The sequence below is a fragment of the Agrobacterium cavarae genome (genome assembly GCF_004310285.1).
GTDB classification, from domain to species: domain Bacteria; phylum Pseudomonadota; class Alphaproteobacteria; order Rhizobiales; family Rhizobiaceae; genus Agrobacterium; species Agrobacterium cavarae.
In genome coordinates, this window is sequence record NZ_SISF01000029.1 from 25874 (window position 1) to 39401 (window position 13528).

Consider the following 13528-nt stretch of genomic DNA (forward strand, 5'->3'; position numbering starts at 1 on the left):
GCTTTTTTCATGCTGCGCTTTGAGAGTCAGAGGCGGGCCGGAAGGGGTTGAGTCCGGGCGGTCGAGAGAGAGCGCGGTTCGGGCTTGTCCTTCCCGCTCTCCTGAGGTCCCCGACATGAACATGGTTTTCCCCGTGGCCGATCCGGTCACGCCGCTGGCGGCTGCGCCCGCGATCCTGGCTGCGGCCAATCTTCTGCTCCCCCATCTCGAACGCGGTGAGCGTGTCGATGCCGCCACTTTGCGCGGGGCGATGGAAACAGCCTTCGGCGCGTCCGACGCTACTGGCGTATGGGACTGGAAGCTGGCCTATGAGGCGTGCGAAGTCGCCACCGTTCTCTTCCTGCGCAAATACGGAAAGGCGCTTTTCCGCAAAGCCGCTTCTGCGGCTGCACGGATTTCCGTGCTGGTAAAGATCGTCGGACTATTGCCGACGCAGACCCAGCGTTCCGAGGAAAGCCAGAGCTTTCAGCAGTTCAGCACGCCTCTGCCATTGGGCCTTGCCGCTTTGACAGCCGCTGCGATCACACCTGATGACAGGGTGCTGGAGCCATCGGCGGGCACCGGCCTTCTCGCGATCTTGGCGCAGATTGTCGGCAAGTCGCTGATCCTCAACGAACTCGCCGACACCCGCGCCGAACTTCTATCTTCGCTCTTTCCGGCCTTTGCCGTCACCCGGTTCGACGCCGCCCAGATCGACGACCATCTTCCTCCAGATGCCGTCCCGTCCGTGGTGCTGATGAACCCGCCGTTCTCGGCTATGGCCAATGTCAGCGGGCGTGTCGCTGATGCGGCCTACCGCCATGTTGCCTCGGCACTGGCCCGCCTTGCTCCAGGCGGTCGGCTGGTGACGATCACCGGCGCAGGCTTTGGCCCCGAAGCTCCGGCATGGCGGGACGCATTCATCCGCTTGCAGGCCCGTGGCCGCGTGGTGTTCAGCGCAGCCGTCGATGGCGCGGTCTATACAAAGCACGGCACCACAATCGACACGCGGCTGACAGTGATCGACAAGCTGCCCGCCGACGAACCGGTCAGTTTCCCGGCCTCACCAGGCATCGCCCCCGATGTTGCCACGCTGATCGGATGGATCGAGGCGCATGTCCCGCAGCGTTCGCCTGTCTCCTTGCCGAAGATCGTGGCGGCCGCTCCGACCGCCGCGCCGAAAACCGTGCGGGGCTATCTGGCCCGCGCGATAGCGGCGCGACCTGCCGCGGCTCCCGCCAACGACCCCGATGGCGTCGAACTTGCCTATGAGACCGTGGACTGGACGCCACCGGAAGGCGCTCGCCTGTCCGATGCGATCTATGAGGAATATGCGCTGCAATCGCTGCGCATTGCTGGCGCACAGTCGCATCCGACCAGGCTGGTACAATCCGCCGCCATGGCCTCGGTTGCACCGCCCAAACCGTCCTACCGGCCCATGCTGCCCGCCGACATCTGCGCGCGTCTGTCCGACGCCCAGCTCGAAACGGTGATCTATGCCGGGGAAGCCCATGCCGATCATCTCGCCGGTGCATGGACAGTAGACGAGCATTTCGACACTGTGAGTGCTGCGCCCGAAGAGGCTGCCGGATCAATCCACTTTCGCCGCGGCTTCATGCTCGGTGACGGGACCGGCGCTGGCAAGGGCCGCCAGTCCGCTGCTATCATTCTCGACAACTGGCTGCGCGGTCGGCGCAAAGCGATCTGGATCTCCAAATCCGACAAGCTGATCGAGGACGCGCAGCGCGACTGGTCGGCGCTCGGCATGGAGCGGCTGCTGGTCACGCCTCTGTCACGCTTCCCTCAAGGCGCAAAGATCACGCTGTCGGAAGGCATCCTTTTCACCACCTATGCCACGCTACGCTCCGACGGCAGGGGCGAGAAGGTTTCCCGCGTCAAGCAGATCGTCGAATGGTTGGGGTCCGATTTCGATGGAGCCATCATATTCGACGAGAGCCATTCCATGCAGAATGCCGGTGGCGGAAAAGGCGAACGCGGTGATGTCGCCGCCTCGCAGCAGGGACGTGCGGGCCTGCGGCTCCAGCACGCGCTGCCCGATGCCCGCGTGGTCTATGTCTCGGCGACCGGCGCCACCACGGTTCACAATCTCGCCTATGCGCAGCGCCTCGGCCTCTGGGGCGGCGAGGATTTTCCGTTCCAGACCCGCGCCGAGTTCGTCAAGGCGATCGAAGCCGGCGGCGTTGCGGCCATGGAGGTGCTGGCGCGCGATCTGCGATCTCTCGGCCTCTATACGGCCCGCTCGCTCTCCTATGATGGCGTCGAATATGAACTGATCGAGCATCAGCTTACGGACGAACAGCGGCACATCTACGACTCATATGCTGCCGCATTCGCCGTCATTCATGGGAATCTGGACGCGGCGATGGAAGCCGCCAACATCACCGGCAGCGAAGGCACGCTGAACCGGCAGGCGAAGTCGGCGGCACGTTCGGCCTTTGAAAGCACCAAGCAGCGCTTCTTCGGACATCTGCTGACTTCCATGAAAACTCCGACCCTGATCCAGTCCATCGATGCCGATCTTGAAGCGGGCCATGCCGCTGTCATCCAGATCGTCTCGACCGGCGAAGCCCTGATGGAACGGCGGCTTTCCGAGATCCCAACCGAGGAATGGAACGATATTTCTGTCGATGTCACGCCCAGAGAGTATGTAGGCTCGTATTTGCAGCATTCCTTCCCTGTGCAGCTCTATGAACCCTTCTCCGATGGCGAGGGGAACCTCTCGTCACGCGCCGTCTTCCGCGATGGTCAGCCGGTGAAATGCCGCGAAGCCGTGGCGCGGCGCGACGAGATGCTGGAGCAGCTGGGTTCGCTTCCCCCCGTGCCGGGGGCGCTCGATCAGATCGTGCAGCGTTTCGGCACGGATATGGTGGCCGAGGTCACAGGCCGTTCACGACGGATCGTGCGCAAGGGTGACGGGGCATCGGCACGTCTTGCGGTCGAGAACCGTGCGCCTTCTGCGAACCTTGCCGAGACTTCGGCCTTCATGGATGACCAGAAGCGCATTCTGGTCTTCTCGGATGCCGGTGGCACCGGGCGCAGCTATCACGCCGAACTCTCGGTGAAAAACCAGCGTCTGCGCGTGCATTACCTGCTCGAACCGGGCTGGAAGGCAGATGCCGCGATTCAGGGGCTGGGCCGCACCAATCGCACCAATCAGGCCCAGCCGCCGCTTTTCCGGCCCATCGCCACGGATGTCAAAGCCGAGAAGCGCTTCCTTTCGACCATCGCCCGCCGCCTAGACACGCTGGGTGCGATCACACGCGGTCAGCGCCAGACCGGCGGTCAGGGGCTGTTCCGTCCCGAGGACAATCTTGAATCCACCTATGCCGGCGATGCCCTGCGCCAGCTCTATCTGCTGATCATGCGCGGTAAGGTCGAGGGTTGCTCGCTCGAACGGTTTGAATCCGCCACCGGCCTGAAGCTGATGGACAGCAATGGTGTGAAGGACGAACTGCCGCCGATCACCACCCTCCTCAACCGCCTGCTGGCGCTGACCATCGAGTTGCAGGGCATCCTGTTCTCGGCCTTCGAGCAGCTTCTCCAGGCGCGGATCGACGGGGCGATTGCATCCGGCACCTATGACATGGGGCTGGAAACGCTGAAGGCTGAAAGCTTCATCGTCACCGACCGGCAGGTTATCCACACCCATCCGGGCACCGGCGCGGAAACCCGACTCCTGACGCTCACAGAGCGCAAACGCAATCAGCCGGTCACGCTCGATGCAGCCCTGGCGGAGTTGGATGATCCCCGCGCAAGATTGCTCATCAACGAGCGATCCGGTCGTGCCGCCGTGCAGATCCCGACCACCAGCGTCATGCTGGATGATGGCGAGATCGAACGGCGCGTCCGGCTGATCCGGCCCATGGAGGCGATGAACATTCCAGTGCGCGCCATGGTCGAAACCCATTGGCTTGAGGCCGACCGTTCCGCTTTCAGCGCAGCCTGGAAGGCCGACCTGGCAGAGGTGCCGGAGTTCACCGACAGCATCCTGCATATGGTGACGGGGCTGCTTCTGCCAATATGGAAACGCCTGCCGCAGGACTCCTCCCGCGTCTATCGCCTCCAGACCGACGAGGGCGAACGCATCATCGGTCGCCGTGTGTCACCGGCTTGGGCTGCCAATGCTTCGACCAGTGGCGTTACCAGCAACCTGACACCGGATGCCGCCTATGCCGCGCTGATCGAAGGTCGCACGATCCTCGATCTCGCCGAAGGGCTGCAACTGCGCCGCGTCCGGGTCATGGGCGCCAACCGGATCGAGCTGACCGGCTTTACTGACGCGATGCGCGACCGGCTGCGGGCCTATGGACTCTTCAGCGAAATCATCTCGTGGAAGTTGCGCTTCTTCGTGCCGGTCGGCGCGATGGGACCGGAGATCACAGGCAAACTGCTTGACCGCTTCCCGGTTGAGCGGATCGGTGAGCGGGAGGCCGCATAATGGCGCGTCTCAACGCTTCCGAACTGGCGCAGCGTCTCGGCCAACAGGCCGAGGCGGTGTGCAGGCGCTATCTGTCGAATGGTCGCAAACAGGGCAATTACTGGCAGGTTGGCGATGTCCGAAACACGGCTGGCCGCTCCATGTTCGTCCGGCTGCATGACAGCGTGAAAGGCATTGCCGGTAAATGGCAGGACTCGGCCACGGGTGAATATGGCGATCTGCTGGACGTGATCCGGGACTCGCTCGGTCTGATCGACTTCACAGACGTTGCCAAAGAAGCCCGGCGTTTTCTCAGCCTGCCGCATCCTGAACCGCAGCCACCATCCCGTCAGTCCCGAACGCCAGCACCATCGGGATCATCCGAGGCCGCACGCCGCCTCTGGCGCATGACGCAACCGCTGATCGGCAGTACCGCAGAAGCGTATTTACGCGGACGCGGCATTACGGATTTACGACAGACCGCAAATCTGCGCTTCCATCCCAACTGCTACTGGCGGCCCGAGGACGATTGCCCGACCGAAACATGGCCCGCCATGATCGCAGCCGTCACCGACCTTGATGGCAGGATTACCGGCGCACACCGCACCTGGCTGGCCCCTGACGGTTCCGGCAAGGCACCTGTCGATCCGCCGAGGAAGGCAATGGGCGACCTGCTCGGACATGCGGTTCGTTTCGGGTGCGTGAGGGATGTCATGGCAGCGGGGGAAGGTATCGAAACTATCCTGTCGCTGCGTCAGCCTCTCCCCACCATGCCGATGGTTTCCGCACTCTCTGCCGGACACCTCGCTGCCATCCTGTTCCCGCCGCAACTGCGCCGGCTCTATATCGTCCGCGACAACGATCCGGCAGGTGACAGCGCCCGTGATAGCCTGGTGGACCGGGCTCACGAGGTCGGGATCGAGGCCATCACGCTCTCGCCCATGATGGGGGACTTCAACGAAGATCTCGCAACTCACGGGCTGGATGCCGTTCGGGCAGAGATCCGGGTGCAAATCGCTCCCGAGGACGTCAGCCGTTTCATGGCTTCAATCGCATAGCTGGCACGGGGCCGTGATCGGGGCGTTCCGATCCTGTCATGCGCACAGGCTGCATCCTGTCATCAGCAGAGGACCGCGCCTTGGCCTTCCGAGAGGGCGATCGGCCCACAAACGCTCCGGTCAGGCAATGGCGGCGCCCGACTGATTTCCGTCGGCGGCGGAGCCGCCTTTACAGCGCGAAACAAATCAGCCGGGCTTTGCCATCAAGGCCCTCGCCGGAGGCTCGCGCTGCCAGACCGGAGCGCCCGTGGGCTTGTCTCGCCATGAAGGCCGCGACGGTCGCGGTCCAACTGACGGAAGCATCCCATGTACGCGCACGACGATTTCGAACCCGATCACAGCACGTCCCCGACCGGCCATGCCATCGAAGAACTCGAACTCTCCGGCTACCGTCCCTCGGAAGACGAGGCCGACCCCCGGATCACACCCGAAGATCACGTCATCCAGGGCGCAGTCTCCGACATCTTCGACGCCCTGATTTCCACCATGGCCGACACCAGCCTCGATTTCGACCTCGACGAAATCCTCTGGTCCACCGTCAACACCTTCCACCGCGCTGTCGAGCGGATCGAGACCAAACTCGACGATAACGAGCAGGCACAGAAGCGCCTTCAGCGCGAACAGGATGGCAGCGAGGTCAAATCCGTTCAGCTCGAAACCCTGATCGGCGCGGGACAAAGCCTGATCGAGCGCCGCGACAGCATGGAAACCTTCCGCGATACCGCTGCCGACATCTATCTGCGCACCACCGGAACGCCCTGGTCGCAACGCTCCGGCTCACGGGTCAACCATCGCCAGATGACCTCGGCCATGATCGACAGCCGCGACTTCATCGCCGCCAAACGCCGGGCCGACAACGAGGTGCTGCTGCCCGCCGGACCGAAAATCGCCTTCTCGGGCGGTGACACCACCGATCATCGGACGATCTGGGCCAAGCTCGATCAGGTCCACGCCAAGCACCCGGACATGGTGCTGATGCACGGCGGATCGCCCAAGGGCGCGGAACGCATCGCGGCCACATGGGCCAATAACCGCAAGGTCGCACAGGTCGCCTTCAAACCCGACTGGGCAAAACATGCCAAGGCAGCACCCTTCAAGCGCAACGACCAGATGCTCTCCACGATGCCGATCGGGGTCATCATCTTCCCCGGCACGGGCATTCAGGACAATCTGGCCGACAAGGCCCGCAAGATGGGCATCCCGGTCTATCGCTTCGGGACCGGCAGCGCGTGAGCGCTGCCTTTCCACGTCATTATGAGCATGACGATAGCGCCCGCCGATCATTACGTGTCGCCTGGACAGGCATATTCATGCTATATGTCGCGGTGCGCCGTGGTGGTGGTGGAAGGCGCAACCGTCCAACCTTTTGCACGGAGACACCACCATGATCATTCTCGGAATCCTCGTTTCCATCGCAGCTATCGCCACCATGTGCTGGTTGCTGTTCAATCTCGCCGTATTCGCCCTGCCGTTCTTTATCGGCCTGAACATAGGCATCTGGGCCTATGGCACGGGGGCTGGCTGGCTCGGCGGCATCGTCGTCGGTCTTCTCGCCGCCGGTTTGACACTGGCCGTCGGTCAGGGCCTGCTCATGCTGATCCGCCCGATCTGGGCGCGGCTGCTGATCGCTCTGGCCTTCGTCGCTCCGGCGGGGATGGCCGGGTTTTACGCGACGCTCGGTATCGTCAAGCACATGATGCCGTCTGAGACATGGCAACTCATCTTCTCAGTGATCGGGGCGATTGCGGTAGGCGTGACGGCGTTCCTGCGCGTTGCAGGCATGGCGGTGGCAGACCCGGCTAGTGATGTCGTCAGGCATGTATAAAATTGCTTCGCGTGGCTGCTTTAAACCCTTAGCGAACGCATGATCCGGTTCGAGCGGCATTCAGTACATTTTTGGAGCAAATAGCCGCTTTGTGCGCGCATATTCTGAAATTGACGTCATGATCTTGTTCGTCGCTTTGCCATTAGGTTAGACGAATTTGATGCTTGTGTTAAAGCAGTGTCGAAGATCTGTTATATTGGGGGAGAGATTGTGGAAAACAACGCTGAATATTTCGTCAAGAACATTGGCGCGGGTGTTGCTGAGGCTTTTAAAACGTGCCGTTTCTTCCTCGGAGTTGAAACGGAATCTTTCGAGAACGCCGACATACATCCAGAATATGTTACCACCGTTGAGGTGGCGAAGAAACTTACAGGGATTGATCGTTACGTCAGCCTTGAAACTCACATGAAGGATCTCCGTCATCAGGCGAGCGGACTAGCGCGAATGCGTTCTTTAAAAGATACGGCGCGCTGGCCCGAAATCGCCAAAATAGCAGGTGAGTACAAATTCGGCGCGAAAGACTCTTGTCGGATCGACATTGTGGTGCGCCCTTCCGCTACCGATCAGCCCCCGCTTCTGTTGGCCGAGGCGAAGCTCGGCGTTGGAAACGTCTCGGGCATTATCCAAGATATAGACCGAGTGATGAGATTACTCACGATGTACCAACGACTCGGGCTGCTCGATCAGCACCCTGTATACGGTGCCGTACTATTCCACTCTGCAAAGGAAGGCGGTGAGGCTGACGCCGCCGCCGTGACAGCTCAAGGGCTTCTGGCAACTGTTAACGCGTACCTCTCAACGCTGAAGGCCACTCATTCGTGGCTGAGGGCCAAAGCCGGGCTTCTAAATGCCGAGCATAATCATCAGCCCGTCCAAGGGTATTGGGAACAATATGGTGACGAGGAAGGGGACGGTGAGCTTGTCTTTGCGAAGACAAGCTTCACATTTGCTCCGGGCCTGGTTCTGTTGAGCAACCAACCAGATGTTGACACCGTTAAGTTCTAGCGCCGTGAACTTCACCGTTGTCCTGGAGAGGGTCGTTGCACTTATCGAAGCGTAACGGCTTTCCTGCGCGTTGCGGGCATGGCAGCAACCGACCAGGCGGACGGCGGCTTTGCACGCACCTGAACCGCAATGATCCGTGGATGGCGACCAGAAGCGGATGCGGATCATCTTCCATCTTCGTCAGGAAAATGGTGGCAGACAGCAACCAAGCGTCGGATCATCCAGCTTGAGGCACAGACGCTGCCCATAGGAGCGTAAGACGGTCGGTACTGACCTTCGTGGACTGACCAGAACCCGGTTGGAGCGATGCCGGTGGAACAGGCCGGAAGGAGAGATGCGCATAGCCTGAAGCACAGGGTACACGATAAGCCGGTGCGGCCGGTCAGATCATCCTGATGGGCACTCAAAGTTGCCACCGTCTCCGTTCAGACCCCGTGTCTCAACCGCTCCAAACGGCCTCTTCAATGGCCTGATCTGGCCGAAGAGCAGCGCGATGCGCTTCGACCGCTTTAGCGCAACAGCGTCGTCACAACTTTCTTCCCCTGACGGCAAATCCGCCATTCCGCGCGGAACAAGAAAGTTCCTCCTGTGCTGTCCAGCCCCCCAAGGGGGTGCGCCAGCGTTCGTCTCCGGCCGTTCGATCGCCATCGAGGCCGCAATGGTGCGGGCTCGGAAACGGAAAACGGAGACTTAAAATGGCAACCATCGGCACCTTCAAGAAGACCGGCTCGAACGACTTCACCGGCGAAATCGTCACCCTCAGCGTCCAGGCCAAGGGTGTGCGCATCGTCCCCGACCTGCGCGCCACCGGTGAGAACGCCCCCAGCCACCGGGTTCTGGTCGGCCGCGCAGAGATCGGCGCCGCCTGGTCCAAGCGCTCCAACGAGGGCCGCGACTATCTGGGCCTCAAGCTGGATGATCCGAGCTTCAACGCCCCGATCTACGCCAACCTCTTCGATGACGAAGAAGGCGACACCTTCTCCCTCATCTGGTCCCGCCCCAACGGTCGCCGCGGCGACTGAGGCGCGGCACAAAGGCCCCGACCGCAAGGTCGGGGCCTTTCTTATGCCCGCAGGAAAATCGTCACGCCTACCGCAACCGCCCCGATCACTGACACGAGAACGTCGCCAAGATGTCTCCCATGTGATGCACAACAGTGCTAACGAGAGATTCTTTAATGGGTTGATCGGGTTAGGCGATTTACTTATCGCACTAGCCACTCTACCGCAAAATCATTCAATGCCGCAGCCTTTTCAGGTCGGACGTGGCCTTGTGCCGTCCGGCTTTGGGAGGACGCGCCATGCAGAGCATAGATTGGCGTACTCCGGCGGCCTATAAACGCATTAAAGACCTTCCGCCCGCCGGTTTCGCCTGGGAATATCTTCGTCGCAACGAAGACTATCGCCGTGACGTCGAGAGACTCACGCAGAGGAGAGAACCCGCGGGAGAAGAGGTTAACGCCTTTGCTTCCCGCTGGGGGGTGCGATTTCGCGCACGACCCCGACGCGCAGCCTGACGGCGCGCCGCCTTTCTGGTCGCCGCATTTCAATCCGCAGGCCATTATTCTGTCTCCGGTCGAGCAGAACGATCCGGATGGCGGGCGGCTTGTCGCTCTCGCACATCTCGATGGCCTGATCCTGCGCCGCGCACCGGATGGCTGGCACGCAATCTGGCGTGTCGGTGGGATGGAGCATCAACTCTGGCTGCCACAGGGCGCAATCGATGCGGCAGCTTTCTATGCTGCAATCCTGCCCATGGACGAGTTCATGGAATTACGGGCCCATGCGGCCCGCCGCCTCTGGAGGTGCCTGACAGGCCGCTCTCCGGGGCCGGATATTCGTGCCATGCCAGCGCAGCTTCGGCAATGGCACCTTCTGTCGCTGCGGGCGCTGGACGCACGGCTGCACGGCGAAAGCTATCGCGCCGTTGCCGAAGTCCTGCTCGGCTTCCGCGGCAACAAGGAAGATTTCGAGACTGATCCGCGCAAGAACAAGGCACGTCGTCTTGTTGCCCACGGCATCAGGATGATGCGCGGGGGCTATCGGTTGCTTTTACATTATCCGGTCAAGCCGATCCCACGATAAAAAGGCAAATGAGGCAATCTCACGGATTCCTGTTTGCCGCAGCCTGTTCCAGTATTTGCCTGTAACCTTCCCGCGACAGCCATTGGGCGCGTTCCAGATGGCTCTGCCAGCATCGCCGGGTTCGCATCTCATCTGATGCCGGATCGCGGTGCAGAACGATCTGCGACACTTCCTTCCAGTCGGCTTCCTCGGCTTTGGCGTCGAGAAGGCGCAGATAGGTCACAAAGTGCTGCTCGTCATAGGCGGTGATGATATGGCCGGACGGGGCCAGATCATCCACTTCGGGATCAAGTTCGACGGATGCTTTCACGGTCATTCCCCTTCTTTCAGAAGAGTTTCTGCGGTTCGCCCCCGCAATAAAACTCTCTGACTCCTGGTGATCGGGGAGTTAGTAACCGTGACTAGACGGCCCCATGGCCTTTAGCTGGAAAGCCTGTTGCATACGCCACAGGCTCCCCGACCATAGGGTCAAGGAGTATGGTGCCGTCACGGCCGACACCAACCGCTAGTCAGGGGTTACTACGCCCCCGGAGCAGTGCGTCTGCTCCATCTGCATTCATAGCCGAACTGCGCGCGGATGTCTTGAGCGAATCCGCATCGGCCTTCCTGAGTTGCTGAAATCTCACGTCTTTTCGCGCTGACATAGCCCCTTTCCGGGGTGCCGTCTGCGTATGTACGCAAATGCGGCACGCTACACGCCGCCGATCATTTCCCATGGTTCGCCATAGCGCGCCGCCGTCTCCGGCAGCCGCATCAACCTGACGAACCGGAGGTGATCTCATGGCCGAGCGCCGAAACGCGGACCTGCCACCGCGCATGCTGCGTACTCAGGAAGCTGCACGTTTCCTTGGCATTTCTCTTCGCACGCTGGAAAAACACCGGACCTACGGGACCGGTCCGACCTATCGCAAAATCGGTGGCCGGGTTCTCTACACGGTCGAGGATCTTCAGGCCTGGGCCGACATCGGCGCACGCAAATCCACCAGTGACAAGGACGTCGGCACGGTCTTTCCGGCTCGCCCCCTGACGCCTGAAGAGCGGAGCAAGCTCTGAATGCGGCGCATCGATCACCATGGCGCCCTGCGGCGCGAAGGCGCCAGCGAGCGCAGCCACCTCGATCCCTTCGTGGTTGCAACCGGCGATGCCAGTCCACGCGATCAGCGTGATCTGATGGAGCGGCCTTTCTTCTCGCTGGCAAAGACGCCGCGCACGAAGCCGATCCTCTACAAGACCGCCGATGTCGAGGTGCAGGTGTTCGGGATGCCCGAACATGGAATGGCGACGATCTGGGATGCCGATGTGCTGATCTGGGCTGCCAGCCAGATCGTCGCCGCCGAAAACAACGGCATCAAGACATCCCGTTTCTTCCGTTTTACGCCCTATCATCTGCTGCGCGCCATCGGGCGCGACACCGGCAACCGGCAATATCTGCTGCTGAAGGCAGCGCTTGCCCGGCTGCAATCCACGGTCGTCGCCACGACGATCCGTAACGGCAAGCATTGGCGCCGCCGCCAGTTCTCCTGGATCAACGAATGGGAAGAGATGACCACGCGCGACGGTCGCGTTGAGGGCATGGAGTTTGTCCTGCCTGAGTGGTTCTACAACAGTGTCCTTGACCGTTCGCTGGTCCTGACCATCGACCCGGATTATTTCCGGCTGACCGGTGGTATCGAGCGCTGGCTCTACCGTGTTGCCCGCAAACACGCCGGACATCAGCCGCATGGCTGGCTGTTCGAGGTTGCGCACCTTTACCAGAAATCCGGCAGCATGGCCCGACCATCGGACTTTGCACTGGACTTGCGCCGCATTGCTGCCCGCCAGCCGCTGCCCGGCTACCAGCTTAAGATCCTGCGCGAGGATCGCCGCGAACTGCTGCGAATCCGCCCTGAAAATCTATCCACAGTGCCTGTGGATAACATTGTGGATGCCGTCGGTACATCAGGCGCAAAGGGTATCGGTACATCAGGCGCAGCACTATCGGCACATCAGGCGCACGAGCCCCAGTTAAGCCTCTGGAACGAAAAGAAGAATCCGACTGCTAACTTAGAATCTAACATAGAATCTAACTTTTCTTCTTTGACGCGCGCGCATGAAAGGCACGGTGCCAGTGCCACTTCTCGCCGACCTGGGCGGGGTACGCCATGATCGTCGCGCTCCTCAATCAGAAAGGCGGCGTGGGCAAGACCACGCTGGCGCTGCATCTTGCCGGAGCCTGGGCTGCGCAAGGCAAGCGGGTCATCCTGATCGACGCCGACCCGCAAGGCTCGGAACTGGACTGGTCAGAGCGGCGCAGCCATGAAGGGCTGCCAAGGCTGTTCACCGTCATCGGCCTTGCCCGCGATACCCTGCATAGGGAAGCGCCGGAACTGGCGCGTGACGCCGATCATATCGTCATTGATGGTCCGCCCCGTGTCGCTGGTCTGATGCGCTCAGCGCTGCTTGCAGCCGACCTGTTGCTGATCCCGGTGCAGCCATCCCCCTTTGACGGCTGGGCATCAGCTGAGATGCTGGCGCTTCTGAACGAAGCACGCATCTATCGCCCTGAACTCGCCGCCCGTTTTCTGCTGAACCGCTGCGGTGCGCGCACCGTCATCGCCCGCGAAACGGCCGAGACACTGGCTGACCATGATCCGCCCTTGCTGGCCACGACGGTTGGCCAGCGTGTCGCCTTCGCCGAAGCCGCACAGACCGGACGACTGGTCTCCGAGACTGATGGCGGCGAACGGGCCGCACAGGAGGTCACAGTGCTGGTGGCCGAGATCGATGGCCTCGGTATCGGGAGGATCGTGCCATGACACGTCCGCCTGTCAAATCCGGCTTCGCATCACGTCCGGGTAATCCCGATAGCTGGGTCAGAGCCGCCGATGCGCCGCCAACCGGCAAGACGGCGACGGAGGCGTTTACCGCCCGCCTGACCATCGACATCACGCCCGAACTGCGCGGGCGCATCAAGGTTGCCGCTTTCCGGCGTGGCGTCACCGTCGCCGTGATGCTGCGCGAGCTGCTGGTCCGCGAGTTTCCACCCATCGAAGGAGATCAGCCATGACCGGCAAAACCGTGCGCGCTGCGCATGAACATCCGCAGGCGGACGGGCCTGCACCGTTCACCACATTGGTCGAACTGACCTTCCAGAAGAAGA

Annotated in this window: 13 protein-coding genes; 12 read left to right on the forward strand and 1 reads right to left on the reverse strand. The window is 61.6% G+C overall.

Translation table 11 applies throughout. The features are described 5' to 3' along the window. Positions 1–115 precede the first annotated feature (115 nt). From EYC79_RS10230 to EYC79_RS10270, 8 genes are all read left to right on the forward strand, one after another. Positions 116–4438 (forward strand): strawberry notch-like NTP hydrolase domain-containing protein, encoded by a 4323-nt coding sequence (locus tag EYC79_RS10230; RefSeq protein ID WP_130977898.1) that lies wholly within the window; start codon positions 116–118, stop codon positions 4436–4438. Next, positions 4438–5475 (forward strand): DUF7146 domain-containing protein, encoded by a 1038-nt coding sequence (locus EYC79_RS10235; protein ID WP_130977899.1) that lies wholly within the window; start codon positions 4438–4440, stop codon positions 5473–5475. Before EYC79_RS10230 ends, EYC79_RS10235 begins: the two co-directional genes overlap by 1 nt. Positions 5476–5781: 306 nt before the next feature. Then, positions 5782–6708: a DUF2493 domain-containing protein gene (locus EYC79_RS10240; RefSeq protein ID WP_130977900.1), complete on the forward strand. Its 927-nt coding sequence runs from the start codon at positions 5782–5784 to the stop codon at positions 6706–6708. 151 nt (positions 6709–6859) lie between these two features. After that, positions 6860–7300, forward strand: coding sequence for a hypothetical protein (locus tag EYC79_RS10245; protein WP_130977901.1), 441 nt, complete (start codon positions 6860–6862; stop codon positions 7298–7300). A 210-nt stretch (positions 7301–7510) separates the two neighbouring features. Continuing rightward, positions 7511–8305 (forward strand): hypothetical protein, encoded by a 795-nt coding sequence (locus EYC79_RS10250; RefSeq protein WP_112520475.1) that lies wholly within the window; start codon positions 7511–7513, stop codon positions 8303–8305. A gap of 695 nt (positions 8306–9000) precedes the next feature. After that, positions 9001–9327 (forward strand): DUF736 domain-containing protein, encoded by a 327-nt coding sequence (locus EYC79_RS10260; protein WP_013368635.1) that lies wholly within the window; start codon positions 9001–9003, stop codon positions 9325–9327. A 278-nt stretch (positions 9328–9605) separates the two neighbouring features. Then, on the forward strand, positions 9606–9821 hold the full coding sequence (locus EYC79_RS23780) for a transcriptional regulator domain-containing protein (protein WP_112520473.1): 216 nt from the start codon (positions 9606–9608) through the stop codon (positions 9819–9821). Beyond that, positions 9769–10389, forward strand: a complete 621-nt coding sequence (locus EYC79_RS10270; protein WP_335625464.1) for a DUF2285 domain-containing protein — start codon at positions 9769–9771, stop codon at positions 10387–10389. Before EYC79_RS23780 ends, EYC79_RS10270 begins: the two co-directional genes overlap by 53 nt. Positions 10390–10408: 19 nt before the next feature. Here the strand turns inward: EYC79_RS10270 and EYC79_RS10275 are convergent, their stop codons facing one another. After that, positions 10409–10699 (reverse strand): DNA -binding domain-containing protein, encoded by a 291-nt coding sequence (locus EYC79_RS10275; RefSeq protein ID WP_112520528.1) that lies wholly within the window; start codon positions 10697–10699, stop codon positions 10409–10411. Positions 10700–11169: 470 nt separating this feature from the next. Here EYC79_RS10275 and EYC79_RS10280 point away from each other — a divergent pair, with 470 nt between their 5' ends. From EYC79_RS10280 to EYC79_RS10295, 4 genes are read left to right on the forward strand one after another with little or no spacing between them, the layout of a single operon-like run. Continuing rightward, positions 11170–11442, forward strand: coding sequence for a helix-turn-helix transcriptional regulator (locus EYC79_RS10280; protein ID WP_165457007.1), 273 nt, complete (start codon positions 11170–11172; stop codon positions 11440–11442). Then, the gene (locus EYC79_RS10285) at positions 11443–12534 is read left to right on the forward strand and encodes a replication initiator protein A (protein ID WP_130977904.1); all 1092 of its coding nucleotides are present in this window, start codon (positions 11443–11445) and stop codon (positions 12532–12534) included. Next, positions 12531–13184, forward strand: coding sequence for a ParA family partition ATPase (gene parA / locus EYC79_RS10290; RefSeq protein ID WP_130977905.1), 654 nt, complete (start codon positions 12531–12533; stop codon positions 13182–13184). Before EYC79_RS10285 ends, parA begins: the two co-directional genes overlap by 4 nt. Further along, positions 13181–13435, forward strand: a complete 255-nt coding sequence (locus EYC79_RS10295) for a hypothetical protein (protein WP_112520469.1) — start codon at positions 13181–13183, stop codon at positions 13433–13435. The genes parA and EYC79_RS10295 overlap by 4 nt, the downstream gene beginning before the upstream one ends. Positions 13436–13528: the final 93 nt, after the last annotated feature.

Coding starts and splice junctions, on each gene's coding strand:
- EYC79_RS10230 (WP_130977898.1), top strand. CDS start 116: ATGAACATGGTTTTCCCCGTGGCCGATCCGGTCACGCCGCTGGCGGCT.
- EYC79_RS10235 (WP_130977899.1), top strand. CDS start 4,438: ATGGCGCGTCTCAACGCTTCCGAACTGGCGCAGCGTCTCGGCCAACAG.
- EYC79_RS10240 (WP_130977900.1), top strand. CDS start 5,782: ATGTACGCGCACGACGATTTCGAACCCGATCACAGCACGTCCCCGACC.
- EYC79_RS10245 (WP_130977901.1), top strand. CDS start 6,860: ATGATCATTCTCGGAATCCTCGTTTCCATCGCAGCTATCGCCACCATG.
- EYC79_RS10260 (WP_013368635.1), top strand. CDS start 9,001: ATGGCAACCATCGGCACCTTCAAGAAGACCGGCTCGAACGACTTCACC.
- EYC79_RS23780 (WP_112520473.1), top strand. CDS start 9,606: ATGCAGAGCATAGATTGGCGTACTCCGGCGGCCTATAAACGCATTAAA.
- EYC79_RS10280 (WP_165457007.1), top strand. CDS start 11,170: ATGGCCGAGCGCCGAAACGCGGACCTGCCACCGCGCATGCTGCGTACT.
- EYC79_RS10285 (WP_130977904.1), top strand. CDS start 11,443: ATGCGGCGCATCGATCACCATGGCGCCCTGCGGCGCGAAGGCGCCAGC.
- parA (WP_130977905.1), top strand. CDS start 12,531: ATGATCGTCGCGCTCCTCAATCAGAAAGGCGGCGTGGGCAAGACCACG.
- EYC79_RS10295 (WP_112520469.1), top strand. CDS start 13,181: ATGACACGTCCGCCTGTCAAATCCGGCTTCGCATCACGTCCGGGTAAT.